We start from the raw sequence: 16,129 nt of genomic DNA, 5'->3' as shown, positions 1-16,129 counted from the left end.
ATGGTGACATGTGGAGCTGACGAATACTAATAGATCGAGGACTTAACCATATAATATGTAGCAAATGTTATCTAGTTTTGAAGGAATATGCCTTCAATAGTTTGGTGATGATGGCAGAGAGGTCACACCCGTTCCCATACCGAACACGGAAGTTAAGCTCTCTAGCGCCGATGGTAGTTGGGACCTTGTCCCTGTGAGAGTAGGACGTCGCCAAGCTATTTATATCATCGCGGGGTGGAGCAGTACGGTAGCTCGTCGGGCTCATAACCCGAAGGTCGCAGGTTCAAATCCTGTCCCCGCAACCAAATGGTCCCGTGGTGTAGTGGTTAACATGCCTGCCTGTCACGCAGGAGATCGCCGGTTCGACCCCGGTCGGGACCGCCATTTTATATAAAGAAAAGAACGAAACAAGTTGTTTCGTATTTTTTTATTTGTTTTAACAAAAAACTAATAAAGACAGTCAAACTATCCTTAGGACAACTCCTAAGGACTTTTTTATATATTCAAAACCTGTATAATAAAGAGCAGAGAACATTGTGAGTAAAGTAGGTGAAGTCTGTGAGTAAATATGAAGTAACAACAAAGTCTTCTGAGGAAACACAAAGATTATCAGAAAAACTAGGTGAACTCGTAGAGGCACAAGATGTAATTATTTTAGAAGGAGATCTTGGAGCTGGTAAGACGACTTTTACAAAGGGACTAGCAAAAGGTCTTGGAGTGAAAAGAGTTGTAAATAGTCCTACCTTTAATATTATTAAAGAATATAAAGGAAGATTACCGCTATATCATATGGACGTGTATCGCTTAGCAGAAAGCGAAGAGGACTTAGGCTTTGATGAGTATTTCTACGGTGAAGGAATTACGGTAGTGGAATGGGCTCATTTAATAGAAGCATATTTACCGAATGAAAAGTTACAAATTAGTTTATTCCATGCGGGAGATGACACAAGAAAAATTATACTCGAGCCAATTGGAGATCGCTATATTAGATTATGTGAGGAGCTATTACAAGATGAAAGTACTAGCAATTGATACTTCAAATTACGTAATGGGTGTATCCCTTATTGAGGAAGGAAACGTGATTGGGGAAATCATTACAAATTTGACGAAAAACCATTCTGTACGTCTTATGCCAGCTGTAGAGCAACTGTTAAAAGAATGTGGTGTAAAACCGAAGGAATTAACTAAAATCGTTGTAGCTGCTGGACCTGGATCATATACAGGTGTTCGCATAGGCGTGACAGCGGCAAAAACATTAGCTTGGTCACTTCAAATACCAATTGTAGGTGTATCAAGTTTAGAGGTAGTAGCTGCAAACGGTGCTAACTTTAATGGATTAATTTGTCCTTTATTTGATGGAAGGCGTGGGCAAATCTATACTGGATTATATACATACGAAGGAGAGCAGTTAACTTCAATAGAAGAAGACCGAATTATTCTTATTGTAGACTGGTTGCAAATGTTAAAAGATAAAGGACAGCCTGTTTTATTTATCGGTAATGATGTTAAATTGCATAAAGAAACAATTATAGAATATTTAGGTGATCAAGCTGTATTCGCTCCTTTTACTAAAAATAATCCAAGACCAAGTGAGCTAGCATTTTTAGGATTACAAAAAGAAGAACATGATGTGCATACGTTTGTTCCGAGCTATCTTCGTTTAGCTGAAGCTGAAACAAAGTGGTTAGAAAGTCAAAACAAGTAGGGGCCTTGCAGAAGATGGATATGATATTTAGAAAGATGGAACTTGATGATATTGCTCAAATTGTAGCTATTGAAGAAGTATCTTTTTCAACTCCTTGGACTGCAGATGCTTTTCACCGTGAATTAACGATGAATGAACATGCACATTATATTGTGTTAGAAAAAGATGGTCGTGTAATCGGGTATTGTGGATTGTGGATAATTATTGATGAATCACATATAACAAATATAGCTATTTTGCCAGAATACCGAGGTCAAAAGTTAGGAGATGCCTTATTGAAAGCAGTTATTTCAGAAGCGAAAGAACTAGGGGTAAAAACAATGACGCTTGAAGTACGTGTATCAAATGAAGTAGCAAAGCAGTTATACAAAAAATATGGATTTCAAAATGGTGGAATTCGTAAACGATACTATGCAGACAATCAGGAAGATGGTCTTGTAATGTGGGTGAATATATAATGGAAAAAAATACGATTATACTTGGGATTGAAACGAGCTGTGATGAAACAGCGGTAGCGGTTGTTAAAAATGGGACGGAAATTATTGCGAATGTCGTTGCATCACAAATTGAAAGTCATAAACGTTTTGGCGGCGTTGTACCAGAGATTGCATCCCGTCATCATGTAGAAGAAATTACAGTTGTGTTAGAAGAAGCTTTAAAAGAAGCAAACATAACATTTGATGATATTGATGCAATCGCTGTAACAGAAGGGCCTGGTTTAGTAGGAGCACTTCTAATTGGGGTAAATGCAGCGAAGGCAGTAGCTTTTGCACATGATATTCCGCTAGTCGGTGTTCATCATATTGCTGGTCATATTTATGCGAACCGTTTAGTAAAAGAAGTGCAATTCCCGCTATTATCACTTGTTGTATCTGGTGGGCATACAGAACTTGTTTATATGAAAGAACATGGTTCATTTGAAGTAATTGGTGAAACGCGAGATGATGCAGCTGGAGAAGCATATGATAAAGTAGCTCGTACGTTATCTATGCCATATCCAGGTGGTCCTCATATTGATCGCCTTGCACATGAAGGAGAACCAACAATTGATTTGCCTCGTGCATGGCTAGAACCGGATTCATATGATTTTAGCTTTAGTGGATTGAAATCAGCAGTTATCAACACTGTGCATAACGCGAAACAACGTGGTATAGAAATTAAACCAGAAGATTTAGCGGCAAGTTTCCAAGAAAGTGTAATAGATGTACTTGTAACGAAAGCAGCTCGTGCAGCAGCAGCTTATAATGTAAAGCAATTACTTCTTGCTGGTGGAGTAGCTGCTAATAAAGGACTTCGTGCCCGATTAGAAGAAGAATTTGCACAAAAAGAAAACATTGAACTAATTATTCCACCGCTATCTTTATGCACAGATAATGCAGCAATGATTGCAGCGGCAGGGACAATTGCGTATGAACAAGGCAAGCGTGCAACATTAGCCTTAAATGCGAATCCAGGATTAGATATTGAAGCATAGTTATGCACATAATTAACCACAGCTTGTGGATAAAACCCATGTTATCTGTTGATAATGTGGGTTTTATTGTGTATATAAAGTGTTGATAACTTTTTCGTTGGCTGTGGGTAATGTGGAAAAGTTGGTTTAATAGTTATTTTATAAAGGTGGATATGTGTATAAACTTGTGGATAAACTAGATGAAGTCTGACCTTTGAGTGTATTGTTTTTCGGGAAATAAAAAGCAAGAAGATATCCCCGAAAAACATTTTTTAATATCCCTCCATTATAGAGGGTGCTGATATTGTCAATCCTTGTCGGTAAATCGATATTTCGTGTCGAATCGTTTATGTATATAGGGTTACGATAGATGTATTTGAAAAATCGTTGATATATTCCCAGTTACCATTGATATATCCAAAAAATTATTTATGTACTTAAAGAAAAAAGATGTCGCATAGTCAAAAATCATGACTGATGAGACATCTTCCTTATTTAAATACTCTTATACATGCAGCTCTTCCCACTCTGCCATACAAGTTTCAAGCTGTTCTTGTAGCGTTTGTTTTTTAGTTGTAATTTCACTAGCTTTTTCATAATCTGCATATATTTCTGGTAAGCAAAGTTGATCTTCTAACGTAGCAATTTCTTCTTCTAAGTTTACGATATTTTGTTCTAGCTCTTCAATTTTTCGAGTGCGTTGACGTTCTAATTGTTTACGCTCTTTTCCTTCGAGATAATTTAATTTTTCTTGAGCTACAGTTTTTTGAACAGGTGCCTGATTTTCTTGCTGTTCTTGTTGTTCAAATGCTGCACGTTCAATCATTTCATTTTTCTTCTCCACATAGTAATCGTAATCCCCTAAATATTCCTGTGCGCCTTCTGTTGATAACTCAACCACAGTCGTTGTTACACGGTTAATAAAGTAGCGGTCATGTGAGACAAATAGAAGAGTCCCTGGATAATCAATTAAAGCATTCTCTAAAATCTCTTTACTATTTAAATCAAGGTGGTTCGTAGGCTCATCCAGAATTAATAAATTTGACTTTTGCATCATAAGTTTCGCAAGAGCTAATCGAGCTTTTTGTCCACCACTAAGGGAAGATACTGGTTTCAGTACATCATCTCCTGTGAATAAAAAATTCCCGAGTATAGTACGGATTTCTTTTTCAGGTTGCAGTGGATATTCATCCCATAGTTCATTTAAAACCCGTTTAGAAGATGTTAAATTTGCTTGTTCTTGGTCATAATAGCCAACAGATACATTTGATCCGAAAGAAACATTACCATTTAATAGTGGTAACTTATTCACAATAGATTTTAATAATGTGGATTTCCCAATTCCGTTTGGACCAACTAAGGCAACACTATCTCCGCGAGTTAAGCGCATAGTTACGTGTTCAATTATAGGGTCCTCCTCATAGCCGATGGTTGCATCTTTTACTTGTAAAACATCATTTCCACTTTGCTTTTCAATATCGAAGTGGAATGATGCTGACTTAGAATCCCCTAATGGTCTCGTTAATAATTCCATTCTGTCTAGTTGTTTACGGCGACTTTGAGCACGTTTCGTTGTAGAAGCGCGAGCTATATTCTTTTGAACGAAGTCCTCAAGTTTTGCGATTTCATCTTGTTGTTTTTCGTAACGTTTCATTTCTTGATCATATAATGCTGATTTTAAGTCTAAATATTTACTGTAGTTACCAACAAATCGTCTGCTTTCTTTATTCGAAATTTCATATACTTGTGTAACGAGTTTGTCTAAGAAATAACGGTCATGGGAAACGATTAATATTGCGCCAGGATAACCTTGTAAATATTGCTCAAGCCATGTTAATGTTTCAATGTCTAAATGGTTTGTAGGCTCGTCCAAAATAAGTAAGTCTGGTTTTGTTAATAATAATTTCCCGAGAGCTAATCTTGTTTTTTGCCCGCCACTTAAAGTAGAGATCGTCGTCTGGTGTGTTTCAACTGGGAAGCCAAGGCCGCTTAAAATGGAGCGAATATCCGCTTCGTATTGATATCCACCTTGATCTTTATAATTGAGTTGCAATTGGTCATAATCAGCTAACAATCTTTCATATATAGCTTCGTTTGAAAAGTTTTCTTCTTTTCCCATTTCTTGCTCAAGCTTTCGAAGTTTTGTCTCCATTTGCTGTAAGTGGGTAAAGACGGTTAGCATTTCATCCCAAATTGTTAAAGACGTTTCTAGGCCAGTATTTTGAGCTAAATACCCGATTGAGACATCTTTCGGTTTTATAATTTCGCCACCATCATGTGATAACTCACCAGCGATAATTTTTAATAATGTAGATTTTCCAGCTCCATTCCTTCCAACTAATGCGATACGATCTTTTGTTTGTACTTCCAATTTTATGTTTGCAAGAATTGTTTCTGCACCGTATAATTTCGAAAGTCCATTTACTTGTAATAAAATCAATGTTCTCACCTCAAATAATTTCTTAACTTTGCCATGTTTATATTTCTCAATCATACTAAAAATAGTGTATAGTTTAAAATAAAGAGAGAATACTTCTTCTCTTTATTATACAAGGAATTTAATGAGTGCTAAACTTCTGTATTTGATTAAAGTATATGAATAAAGATAGGAAGAGAGGAGAGGTCATATGGATCAGCAAAAGATTCCACAAGCCACTGCTAAAAGATTGCCTCTATACTATCGATTTATCCAAAACTTATCTCTTTCTGGTAAGCAGCGTGTTTCATCGGCCGAATTGAGTGAAGCGGTAAAAGTAGATTCCGCAACAATACGAAGAGATTTTTCGTATTTTGGAGCATTAGGGAAAAAGGGATATGGATATAACGTAAATTATTTATTATCATTTTTCCGCGAAACACTTGATCAAGATGATATAACGCGTGTAGCACTTATTGGAGTAGGTAATTTAGGGACCGCTTTCTTACATTATAATTTCACGAAAAACAATAATACAAAAATTGAAATGGCATTTGATGTTAGTGAAGAGAAAGTTGGAACAGAAATCGGGGGCATTCCTGTATATCATTTAGATGAATTAGAAGAGAGATTATCAAATGATATACAAGTGGCAATATTAACAGTACCGGCTACAGTAGCACAAGCTGTAGCAGATAGATTAGCTGAAACGAGCGTGCACGGTATTTTGAATTTCACACCAGCACGATTAAACGTATCAGAGAATATTAGAATTCATCATATTGATTTAGCTGTAGAGTTACAAACATTAGTTTACTTTTTGAAAAACTATCCACAATAAAACGCAGAGGAAGCGACCTCTGCGTTTTATTATTGTTTCTTCTTTGTGAATTTAACTAATATAAGGCGAAGTGCCAAATTAAAATCAATTGTTGCCATAACTGCAAATAGTATTGTCCACACATTCCAGATTGTATCTGTCACGTTCGTAATGGCGAAGCGTGTAAAGATACATCCAAGAAGGAAGTATAGTGCAGCCATGAACAATGGTGAGTTTCTCATACAAAAAATCCTCCGATAAATCCTTGCATTTTTTCAGCTTCTTTAATCATTTCTTGAATTTGCTCATTGCTCATAAAAATTTGCCCAATAGCGACTAATGTATTCATCGCAACATGAGCTGCAATAGGAACGATAATGCGCTTCGTCTTCACATATAAGAAGGCGAATACGAGCCCCATAGCAGTGTATACCAATAAGTGAGTAAAATCAAAATGAATTGCTGCGAATACAAGTGAACTAATGATAGCTGCAATAAAGAAGTTGAACTTCTTATAAAGTGCACCGAATAGAATTTTTCTAAATACGATTTCTTCTAAGATAGGTCCGATTATAGATACAACAATAAGGAACCAAGGAGTAGTTCGTGCAATTTCCATCAGTTTCATTGTATTTTCTGAACCTTGTTTAATTCCTAGTAGCTGCATCTCGATCATACCGGCAACTATTTGTGAAAAGAAAGCTAAGAATAATCCGATGAAAATCCACCCAATTGTAGCTGGAACAGAAGAGCGCGTTGCATCTAAATGTCTGTCGCGAATATCTGTTCTAAGTAACCAAAGTACGATACATAATGCAACAAAGAAGCTAATAATTGCCCAGTGTCCCATTATGATTTGTCCTTTTTCCTCAATGGTAAATCCTCTATTATCATAGAGTCCTGTTTTTAGGAGAAGTGGTAATCCAACAGCGCCAGATAATTGCATTAAAATGTATGTAACGATAATCCACCAGTATTGTTTCTTCAAATGGTTTAACCATCCTTTCTAACTCTAGTGTATGAGATGAGGTAGGATAACATGTAAATATGTTATCTACGATATAAACTTTCATTCGAATTATGATTTTTTTGTAAATACGTATTTTAAATTAAAGTAGGAGACAGGAAAAAGTTGTACGTTTAGCGAAAACAACTTAGGGTGTCTTTCATATTGTAACATACGAGTAGGGGAAACAACGATTCATATAGTAGAGGCAGTATTCTATATAGAAAGTTTATATAGTAATTTGCGAAAAAATTATGATTTTTTTACTTGCAAAAGAAATTGAGATTATTTATTATTATAAGTGTGTTAGCACTCGGGTGACTTGAGTGCTAATAAATAAAATTTACATAACAAAATGAGGAGGTTATTGTTCATGCTAAAGCCATTAGGTGATCGCGTTGTAATTGAGCTTGTTCAAGCAGAAGAAAAAACAGCAAGTGGTATTGTATTACCAGACACTGCAAAAGAAAAACCACAAGAGGGTAAAGTTGTTGCAGTAGGTACTGGTCGAGTGCTTGAAAATGGTGAGCGTGTTGCTTTAGAGGTAGCAGCAGGTGATCTTATCATCTTCTCAAAATATGCAGGTACTGAAGTGAAATATGAAGGTACAGACTACTTGATTTTACGTGAAAGTGACATTTTAGCAGTTATCGGTTAATTATATAAATCTTAAAAAAATCCAAGGGGGTCAATTATTATGGCAAAAGATATTAAATTTAGTGAAGAAGCACGTCGTTCGATGCTTCGCGGTGTCGACACTCTTGCAAACGCAGTAAAAGTAACGCTTGGACCAAAAGGTCGTAACGTTGTACTTGAGAAAAAATTCGGTTCACCACTTATTACAAATGATGGTGTAACAATCGCAAAAGAAATCGAATTAGAAGATGCATTCGAAAACATGGGTGCGAAATTAGTAGCAGAAGTTGCTAGCAAAACAAATGATGTAGCTGGTGACGGAACAACAACTGCAACTGTATTAGCGCAAGCTATGATTCGTGAAGGTCTTAAAAACGTAACAGCTGGTGCTAACCCAATGGGTCTTCGTAAAGGTATCGAAAAAGCTGTTACTGCTGCAATTGAAGAATTAAAAACGATTTCTAAACCAATCGAAGGCAAATCTTCTATCGCGCAAGTAGCTGCTATTTCTGCAGCTGACGAAGAAGTAGGTCAATTAATCGCTGAAGCAATGGAGCGCGTTGGTAACGATGGCGTTATTACTTTAGAAGAGTCTAAAGGATTCACAACAGAATTAGACGTAGTAGAAGGTATGCAATTTGATCGTGGATATGCATCTCCTTACATGATTACTGATTCTGACAAAATGGAAGCAGTTCTTGATAACCCATACATCTTAATTACTGACAAAAAGATTTCTAACATCCAAGAAATCTTACCAGTATTAGAGCAAGTGGTACAACAAGGTAAACCACTTCTTATCATTGCTGAAGATGTAGAAGGCGAAGCTTTAGCTACATTAGTAGTGAACAAACTTCGTGGTACATTCAACGTAGTAGCTGTTAAAGCTCCTGGATTTGGTGACCGTCGTAAAGCAATGCTAGAAGATATCGCAATCTTAACTGGTGGCGAAGTAATCACTGAAGAATTAGGTCGTGACTTAAAATCTGCTACAGTTGAATCTTTAGGACGCGCTGGTAAAGTTGTTGTTACAAAAGAAAACACAACTGTAGTTGAAGGTATTGGAAATACAGAGCAAATCGCAGCTCGTATCGGTCAAATCCGTGCGCAATTAGAAGAAACAACTTCTGAATTCGATCGTGAAAAATTACAAGAGCGTCTTGCTAAACTAGCAGGTGGCGTAGCGGTAATTAAAGTAGGTGCAGCAACTGAAACTGAGTTAAAAGAGCGCAAACTTCGCATTGAAGATGCACTTAACTCAACTCGTGCAGCAGTAGAAGAAGGTATCGTTGCAGGTGGTGGTACTTCACTTATGAACGTATACACGAAAGTAGCTTCTATCGTAGCTGAAGGCGACGAAGCAACAGGTATCAACATCGTACTTCGCGCACTAGAAGAGCCAGTTCGTCAAATCGCAATCAACGCTGGTCTAGAAGGATCTGTAGTTGTAGAGCGTCTAAAAGGCGAAAAAGTAGGCGTTGGTTTCAATGCAGCTACTGGCGAATGGGTTAACATGCTTGAGTCTGGTATCGTAGATCCAGCTAAAGTAACTCGTTCTGCACTTCAAAACGCAGCATCTGTTGCAGCTATGTTCTTAACAACTGAAGCTGTAGTAGCTGACAAGCCAGAACCAAATGCACCAGCAATGCCTGACATGGGCGGCATGGGCATGGGCGGTATGGGCGGAATGATGTAATTCCGTTTGCCCTAAAAAACATCCATTTCTATATAGAAATGGATGTTTTTTTATGTTTTTTAGAAAAGGAAATGAATTTCTGTAGAATTTTGTCGCTTTCTCTCTTGACCATATAGATACTTCATTGTTAGAATCTAGGAAGATAATATAAAACGATCCTTCATATATCCTCAATGATATGGTTTGAGAGTCTCTACCGGGTTACCGTAAACAACCTGACTATGAAGGCAGTGTGTCTTATATTTATAAAGAGCGGAGACTATCTTTCTTTATAAAGCCAGACCCCTGCCTTTTCTTTGTTATGAGACTAGAGGCGGAGGACTGGCTTTTTTTATTATATTAGTAATGCTTTTCGCCAAATTGGTGAAAATATTTATATACGAGAACTAACGTTGGGGTGATTATTTTGAAGAAGCAACACGATACAATTATCGTTTTAGATTTTGGAAGTCAATACAATCAGTTAATAGCACGTCGAATTCGTGAGTTCGGTGTATACAGTGAACTTCATCCACATACAATTACTGCAGAAGAAATTAAAGCAATGAATCCAAAAGGGATTATTTTCTCTGGTGGACCAAATAGCGTATACGGTGAAGGTGCATTACATTGTGATGAAAAAATCTTCGAACTAGGATTACCGATTTTCGGTATCTGTTACGGTATGCAGCTTATGACACAACACTTCGGTGGTAAAGTAGAGCGTGCCAACCACCGTGAGTACGGAAAAGCTGTTCTTAAAGTAGAGAACGAATCAAAATTATATGCGAACCTTCCAGAAGAGCAAGTTGTATGGATGAGCCATGGCGACTTAGTAACTGGTTTACCTGAAGGATTTGTAGTAGACGCAACAAGTGAGTCTTGTCCAATTGCTGGTATGAGCAATGAAGAGAAAAACTTATACGGTGTACAATTCCACCCAGAAGTACGTCACTCTGAGCACGGTAACGATTTAATTAAAAACTTCGTATTCGGTGTATGTGGTTGTTCTGAAGGATGGAACATGGAGAACTTTATCGAAGTAGAACTAGAGAAAATTCGTGAAACTGTTGGAGACAAAAAAGTACTATGCGCACTTAGCGGCGGTGTAGACTCTTCTGTTGTAGCAGTATTAATTCATAAAGCAATCGGCGATCAATTAACATGTATTTTCGTTGACCATGGTTTACTTCGTAAAGGTGAAGCGGAAGGCGTTATGAAAACATTCAGCGAAGGCTTCCACATGAACGTTATTAAAGTGGATGCACAAGAACGTTTCATGAACAAGTTAAAAGGTGTAGAAGATCCAGAACAAAAACGTAAAATCATTGGTAATGAATTCATTTACGTATTTGATGATGAAGCTTCTAAATTACAAGGTATGGACTTCTTAGCACAAGGTACACTTTACACAGACATCGTTGAAAGTGGTACAGCAACTGCACAAACAATTAAATCTCACCATAACGTTGGTGGACTTCCAGAAGACATGCAGTTCAAATTAATTGAGCCTTTAAATACGTTATTTAAAGATGAAGTACGTGTATTAGGATCTGAACTAGGAATTCCTGATGAAATCGTATGGCGTCAACCATTCCCAGGTCCTGGTCTTGGTATTCGTGTATTAGGTGAAATCACAGAAGAGAAATTAGAAATCGTTCGTGAATCTGATGCGATTTTACGTGAAGAAATTATTAAAGCAGGATTAGACCGCGAAATCTGGCAATACTTCACTGCGCTTCCTGGCATGCGTAGCGTAGGTGTTATGGGTGACGAGCGTACTTACGATTACACAGTAGGTATCCGTGCAGTAACATCTATTGACGGTATGACAGCTGACTGGGCACGTATCCCTTGGGACGTACTAGAGAAAATCTCTGTTCGTATCGTAAACGAAGTAAAACACGTTAACCGTATCGTGTATGATGTAACGAGTAAGCCACCAGCAACTATTGAGTGGGAATAGTATTGTAATAAAAAAGATCCATCTATCATTCATGAATAGATGGATCTTTTTGTTTTTACCATTAATACGAACGAAAGTATAAAAGTTTATAAAAATGTTCGTTTTTAAATTGACAAAAGTGCCTATGCGAGTTAATATGAGTATGTAATTCAAACGAAAAGTGAATATTATGCCGTCGTATAATATCGGGGATATGGCCCGAAAGTTTCTACCTAGCTACCGTAAATGGCTTGACTACGAGGCGTTTGTATAAAGATGAGGGGAAACTTGTCTTTGTTTATAGAACGCTTCCATGTATATATGCAATGGAAGCCTTTTTTATTTCTCGGGATAAAAGAGGGCTAGGGGAAATACGGCGAGTAATCATATAACGGGGGAAACGTAGGATGAAACGCTATTTTCAGTTTGATGAGCTCGGTACGAATTATAAGACTGAGTTCATAGCAGGGTTAACGACATTTCTATCTATGGCTTACGTACTATTTGTCAATCCTGCTACGCTGTCGCTTGGAAATGTTAAAGGGTTACCAGCAGGTACAGGGATGGATCCAGGTGCAGTATTCGTTGCTACGGCATTAGCGGCAGCGATCGGTTCGTTAATTATGGGTATTTTCGCGAAGTATCCAATTGCTTTAGCGCCAGGTATGGGAATTAACGCGTTCTTTGCTTATACAGCAGTGTTAACGATGGGGATTCCATGGCAAACGGCCATTGCCGGAACATTAATGTCAGGTATTATCTTTATTATTCTTACTGCTTCAGGTATTCGTGAAAAAATCATCAATGCAATTCCATCGGAGTTAAAGTTTGCAGTAGCAGCAGGTATCGGATTGTTCATTGCATTTCTTGGATTCCAAAATGCCGGAATTATCGTGAAAAATGATGCTGTTCTTGTTGGGTTGGGGGACTTAACAAAGGGCACAACGTTACTAGCAATCTTCGGGGTTGTTACGACAATCATCTTTATGATTAAGAAAGTTAATGGTGCAGTATTTTACGGTATGATTCTTACAGCGATCTTAGGGGTAGCAACAGGATTAATTGATACTCCGAAAGCTGTATTGGGAGCAATACCGAGCCTAGAACCAACGTTCGGTGCTGCGTTAACGCACTTTGGAGATATTTTCACTGTTCAAATGGGTATTGTTATTATAACGTTCTTCTTTATCGATTTCTTTGATACAGCAGGTACGCTTGTAGCGGTTGCGAATCAAGCTGGATTAATGAAGAACAATAAATTACCACGTGCAGGAAAAGCATTATTTGCAGATGCGATTGCAACTGTAATTGGTGCAATCTTGGGTACATCAACAACAACGTCTTACATTGAGTCTTCTGCAGGGGTAGCAGCAGGAGGACGTTCTGGATTTACAGCAGTTGTAACAGCAGGATTCTTCTTACTGGCATTATTCTTCTCGCCATTACTAAGTGTTGTAACGCCAGCTGTAACGGCACCAGCTTTAATTATTGTAGGAATCTTGATGGTTTCTTCCTTAGGGGAAATTGATTGGAAGAAATTCGAGATTGCAGTGCCAGCATTCTTTACAATTATCTCTATGCCACTTACGTATAGTATCGCAACTGGGATTGCGATTGGATTTATCTTCTATCCAATTACAATGGTTGTGAGTGGTCGTCGTAAAGAGGTTCATCCGATTATGTATGTTATGGGAGTTTTATTTGTACTATATTTCATCTACGTTCGTAAATAAAGTGAAACTTTAATCAGAGTGGGGGAAACCCCACCCTGATTATTAGTTGAACCAATCGGGCTTTTACGGGCAGTTGATCTGCCGCGTAACATCGTTGATTTGGGCAGTTTTTGAAGTGGGAGTCTTACTGCCCGTTAATGCGGGATAAAAGGGGTTTTTTAAAAGGTCTAGACTTAAGGGGAGTCTAGACCTTTTTTGCGTCTTCAGAAAATCTTAAGGATTTCCGAGCGTTTTTCTTCAGAAGTTTTCCTATAATAAAAGTTAGGGATTAAAAAAGTGATGGGGGAGATATTGTGGCACACGAAACAATACTTGTCGTAGATGATGAAAAAGAAATTCGAAATTTAATTACAATCTATTTAAAGAATGAAGGATATAAAGTATTGCAAGCAGGAGACGGGGAAGAAGGATTACGTTTACTAGAAGAAAATGAAGTACATCTAGTCGTATTAGATATTATGATGCCGAAAGTGGATGGTATTCATATGTGTATGAAAGTAAGGGAAGCGAAAGAGATGCCTATTATTATGCTTTCTGCCAAAACGCAAGATATGGATAAGATTTTAGGATTAACAACAGGAGCAGATGATTACGTAACGAAGCCCTTTAATCCATTAGAGTTAATTGCACGAATTAAATCTCAGTTACGCCGTTATATGAAAATGAATGGTTTCGCTGTCCAAAATGAGGACGAGTTAGAAATTGGAGAGATGAAAATCAACATCTCGACCCATAAAGTTATTGTAGAGGGAGAAGAAGTGAAACTAACTCCGAGGGAATTTTCAATTTTAGAATTGCTAACTAGAAATCCAGGTATGGTGTTTAGTGCGGAGCAAATTTATGAAAAGGTGTGGAACGAACGATCTTTCCAGTCTGATAATACTGTAATGGTGCATATTCGAAAAGTGCGTGAAAAGATTGAGGAGAATCCAAGGAAACCTAGATATATAAAAACGGTATGGGGAGTGGGATATAAGATTGAAAAAGATATTTAATCCGTTTACTTACGTTCGGAAAATTCGAGAATTAATTGAAAAGATAATAAAGAGCGTGAAACGGAGTATAAGGATTCAACTTATTACGGCGTTTACTGCTTGTGCGTTATTAGGTCTCTTTGTATCAACGAAGATAGTAGCACCTATTTTTGAAGATGCTAGCCAACATGCCGAGATTAATTACAGAGATGGTATGGAGCAAATTAATCGTAAAGCTCAAAGTACAGCGGAAATGATGGTTGTTGAAAATAAATTAGATGCTGTACAAAACATGATAGAGCTAGAAAATGAGAATTTAGAGCAAGGGCATGATGCCTTTAAAATATTAGTTACTGACGAAAATGGTAAAGTTTTGTATAAAACGAAGCAAGCGCAAGAAGAACAAATTAATTTGCATAATACAATTCGTAATGCGACTTCATTTGCTATCAATTATTCAAATAATAATGATATTGAAAGGTCAAGAAAAGAGTTTATTACATTCTCGCCTATTACAATTGAAGGTAAGAACTTATATATGTTTGTAAGTGGGATTCCTCAAGGAGAGGTAGTGTACTATAAAGTAGAAGGACCATTCCCGTTTTTAATGGGTGTTCTTGTATTCATTTTCTCTTTCTTCTATATAACAAAGAGAAAGATGAAGCAGATTGAAGCAATGGCACAAGGTGTAAAGGAAATAGAAAGAGGTAACTTAGCGTACCGCATTGAGAAAAAAGGTGAAGATGAGATTGCGTCTTTAACTGAGAATATTAATAATATGGCGGAAGAGCTTATGAATAATATAGAAAAGGAACGTAAATTAGAAAAGCAGAAAAATGAGCTTATCACAAATGTATCTCATGATTTGCGTACACCACTTACTTCTATTATGGGTTACTTACGATTACTTCGAGATTCTAAATATGAAAATAAAGAACAACATGATGAGTATACAAGAATTGCTTTTGTAAAGTCGGAGCAGTTAAAGAATTTAATAGAAGATTTATTTGAGTATACGAAGTTAACAAATGAACAAGTTGTATTAGAAAAACAAGAAGTATGTGTAAATGAGTTGCTTGAGCAATTAATAGAAGAGTTAGTACCGCAGGCGGAAGAACATGGACTTACGTTTGTTAAGAAGTTTCCTGAGGAACGTACTTATGCATCGATTGATTCGGAAAAGATGGTTCGTGTATTTGATAATTTACTAATGAATGCGATTAAGTACAGTAAAGATGATGGAGAGATAAAAGTTTCTCTTCAAAGGCAGCGTAGGGATATACAAATTGTAATTGCGAATCATAGTGAAGAGTTTACGAGAGAAGAGTTAGTGAATTTGTTTGAACGTTTCTATAAGAAGGATCAATCTCGAAGTAGAGTAACGGAAGGATCGGGACTTGGCTTAGCGATTGCGAAAAGTATTGTTGAGTTGCAAGGTGGTAGTATTCGAGCGGAATATAGGGATGGTATTATTCAATTTATCGTCTCTTTACCAATTATAGAAAAATAATAAATGAATAGAATGATATGTGATAAAAAGGCTTATTTTAAAAGAAATAAGCCTTTTTATATTTTTTATAAAAACATATTGACGATTAGAGATTAGAGGTGTAATATAGAACAAGTCGCCGATGACAATAACGTCGCAAGCGACAAATGAAATGAAAAAATTAGTTGACATTGAAAGATGAAGATGTTAACATAAGGAAGTCGCAAATGAGCGACTAAGTAGTTCTTTGAAAACTGAACGAAACAAACAACGTGAA

14 protein-coding genes, 2 tRNA genes, 1 rRNA gene and 2 riboswitches are annotated in these 16,129 nt (G+C 37.1%); of the genes, 14 read left to right on the top strand and 3 right to left on the bottom strand.

Translation table 11 applies throughout. The features are described from left to right. Nucleotides 1-100 precede the first annotated feature (100 nt). The 7 genes from rrf (at nt 101) to tsaD (ending at nt 3,179) form a co-directional block, all read left to right on the top strand. Nucleotides 101-216, top strand: a 5S ribosomal RNA gene (gene rrf / locus ACLBXA_RS29000). Nucleotides 217-228: 12 nt separating this feature from the next. Continuing rightward, a tRNA-Met gene (locus ACLBXA_RS28995) sits at nt 229-305 on the top strand. Between the two features lie 3 nt (nt 306-308). Continuing rightward, nucleotides 309-384: transfer RNA gene (locus ACLBXA_RS28990), tRNA-Asp, on the top strand. 174 nt (nt 385-558) lie between these two features. Further along, a complete protein-coding gene (gene tsaE / locus ACLBXA_RS28985) occupies nt 559-1,032 on the top strand; it encodes a tRNA (adenosine(37)-N6)-threonylcarbamoyltransferase complex ATPase subunit type 1 TsaE (RefSeq protein ID WP_000049642.1) in 474 nt (157 codons plus the stop codon). After that, nucleotides 1,013-1,705, top strand: coding sequence for a tRNA (adenosine(37)-N6)-threonylcarbamoyltransferase complex dimerization subunit type 1 TsaB (tsaB, locus tag ACLBXA_RS28980; RefSeq protein WP_000865772.1), 693 nt, complete (start codon nt 1,013-1,015; stop codon nt 1,703-1,705). The genes tsaE and tsaB overlap by 20 nt, the downstream gene beginning before the upstream one ends. 14 nt (nt 1,706-1,719) lie before the next feature. Beyond that, the gene (rimI, locus tag ACLBXA_RS28975; RefSeq protein ID WP_000367207.1) at nt 1,720-2,163 is read left to right on the top strand and encodes a ribosomal protein S18-alanine N-acetyltransferase; all 444 of its coding nucleotides are present in this window, start codon (nt 1,720-1,722) and stop codon (nt 2,161-2,163) included. After that, nucleotides 2,163-3,179 carry a tRNA (adenosine(37)-N6)-threonylcarbamoyltransferase complex transferase subunit TsaD gene (tsaD, locus tag ACLBXA_RS28970; protein WP_000414592.1) on the top strand — a complete coding sequence of 339 codons (1,017 nt, stop codon included), beginning with the start codon at nt 2,163-2,165 and terminating at the stop codon, nt 3,177-3,179. Before rimI ends, tsaD begins: the two co-directional genes overlap by 1 nt. Nucleotides 3,180-3,663: 484 nt before the next feature. On the opposite strand, the gene ACLBXA_RS28965 is transcribed toward tsaD, so the two are convergent. After that, nucleotides 3,664-5,598, bottom strand: coding sequence for an ABC-F family ATP-binding cassette domain-containing protein (locus tag ACLBXA_RS28965; RefSeq protein WP_000602173.1), 1,935 nt, complete (start codon nt 5,596-5,598; stop codon nt 3,664-3,666). Nucleotides 5,599-5,785: 187 nt separating this feature from the next. On the opposite strand from ACLBXA_RS28965, the gene ACLBXA_RS28960 reads away from it, so the two are divergent. Beyond that, on the top strand, nt 5,786-6,415 hold the full coding sequence (locus ACLBXA_RS28960; RefSeq protein WP_000372699.1) for a redox-sensing transcriptional repressor Rex: 630 nt from the start codon (nt 5,786-5,788) through the stop codon (nt 6,413-6,415). 29 nt (nt 6,416-6,444) lie between these two features. On the opposite strand, the gene ACLBXA_RS28955 is transcribed toward ACLBXA_RS28960, so the two are convergent. Both ACLBXA_RS28955 and ACLBXA_RS28950 read right to left on the bottom strand, forming a co-directional pair. Next, nucleotides 6,445-6,636 carry a YdiK family protein gene (locus ACLBXA_RS28955; RefSeq protein WP_001246204.1) on the bottom strand — a complete coding sequence of 64 codons (192 nt, stop codon included), beginning with the start codon at nt 6,634-6,636 and terminating at the stop codon, nt 6,445-6,447. After that, on the bottom strand, nt 6,633-7,382 hold the full coding sequence (locus ACLBXA_RS28950) for a CPBP family intramembrane glutamic endopeptidase (RefSeq protein WP_000745315.1): 750 nt from the start codon (nt 7,380-7,382) through the stop codon (nt 6,633-6,635). The genes ACLBXA_RS28955 and ACLBXA_RS28950 overlap by 4 nt, the downstream gene beginning before the upstream one ends. A gap of 391 nt (nt 7,383-7,773) precedes the next feature. Between ACLBXA_RS28950 and groES the strand changes: the two genes are divergently transcribed. From groES to ACLBXA_RS28920, 6 genes are all read left to right on the top strand, one after another. Continuing rightward, nucleotides 7,774-8,058 (top strand): co-chaperone GroES, encoded by a 285-nt coding sequence (gene groES / locus ACLBXA_RS28945; RefSeq protein WP_000917311.1) that lies wholly within the window; start codon nt 7,774-7,776, stop codon nt 8,056-8,058. A 39-nt stretch (nt 8,059-8,097) separates the two neighbouring features. After that, entirely contained in the window at nt 8,098-9,732 is a 1,635-nt protein-coding gene (gene groL, locus ACLBXA_RS28940; RefSeq protein WP_001029992.1) for a chaperonin GroEL, read from the top strand. Nucleotides 9,733-9,872: 140 nt separating this feature from the next. After that, nucleotides 9,873-9,974: riboswitch (purine riboswitch) on the top strand. A 164-nt stretch (nt 9,975-10,138) separates the two neighbouring features. Further along, a complete protein-coding gene (guaA, locus tag ACLBXA_RS28935; RefSeq protein WP_000743914.1) occupies nt 10,139-11,677 on the top strand; it encodes a glutamine-hydrolyzing GMP synthase in 1,539 nt (512 codons plus the stop codon). 155 nt (nt 11,678-11,832) lie between these two features. Next, nucleotides 11,833-11,934, top strand: a riboswitch (purine riboswitch). Between the two features lie 129 nt (nt 11,935-12,063). Beyond that, a complete protein-coding gene (locus tag ACLBXA_RS28930) occupies nt 12,064-13,389 on the top strand; it encodes an NCS2 family permease (protein WP_000833086.1) in 1,326 nt (441 codons plus the stop codon). Between the two features lie 293 nt (nt 13,390-13,682). After that, nucleotides 13,683-14,384 carry a response regulator transcription factor gene (locus ACLBXA_RS28925; protein WP_000929886.1) on the top strand — a complete coding sequence of 234 codons (702 nt, stop codon included), beginning with the start codon at nt 13,683-13,685 and terminating at the stop codon, nt 14,382-14,384. Further along, on the top strand, nt 14,368-15,873 hold the full coding sequence (locus tag ACLBXA_RS28920; protein WP_000719237.1) for a sensor histidine kinase: 1,506 nt from the start codon (nt 14,368-14,370) through the stop codon (nt 15,871-15,873). The genes ACLBXA_RS28925 and ACLBXA_RS28920 overlap by 17 nt, the downstream gene beginning before the upstream one ends. Nucleotides 15,874-16,129: the final 256 nt, after the last annotated feature.

The organism is Bacillus sp. D48C (assembly GCF_053345735.1).
Note: the sequence above shows the minus strand (reverse complement) of the source record. Positions and strands in the feature narration are given on the sequence as shown.

Coding starts and splice junctions, on each gene's coding strand:
- tsaB (WP_000865772.1), top strand. CDS start 1,013: ATGAAAGTACTAGCAATTGATACTTCAAATTACGTAATGGGTGTATCC.
- rimI (WP_000367207.1), top strand. CDS start 1,720: ATGGATATGATATTTAGAAAGATGGAACTTGATGATATTGCTCAAATT.
- tsaD (WP_000414592.1), top strand. CDS start 2,163: ATGGAAAAAAATACGATTATACTTGGGATTGAAACGAGCTGTGATGAA.
- ACLBXA_RS28960 (WP_000372699.1), top strand. CDS start 5,786: ATGGATCAGCAAAAGATTCCACAAGCCACTGCTAAAAGATTGCCTCTA.
- ACLBXA_RS28955 (WP_001246204.1), bottom strand. CDS start 6,636: ATGAGAAACTCACCATTGTTCATGGCTGCACTATACTTCCTTCTTGGA.
- groES (WP_000917311.1), top strand. CDS start 7,774: ATGCTAAAGCCATTAGGTGATCGCGTTGTAATTGAGCTTGTTCAAGCA.
- groL (WP_001029992.1), top strand. CDS start 8,098: ATGGCAAAAGATATTAAATTTAGTGAAGAAGCACGTCGTTCGATGCTT.
- ACLBXA_RS28930 (WP_000833086.1), top strand. CDS start 12,064: ATGAAACGCTATTTTCAGTTTGATGAGCTCGGTACGAATTATAAGACT.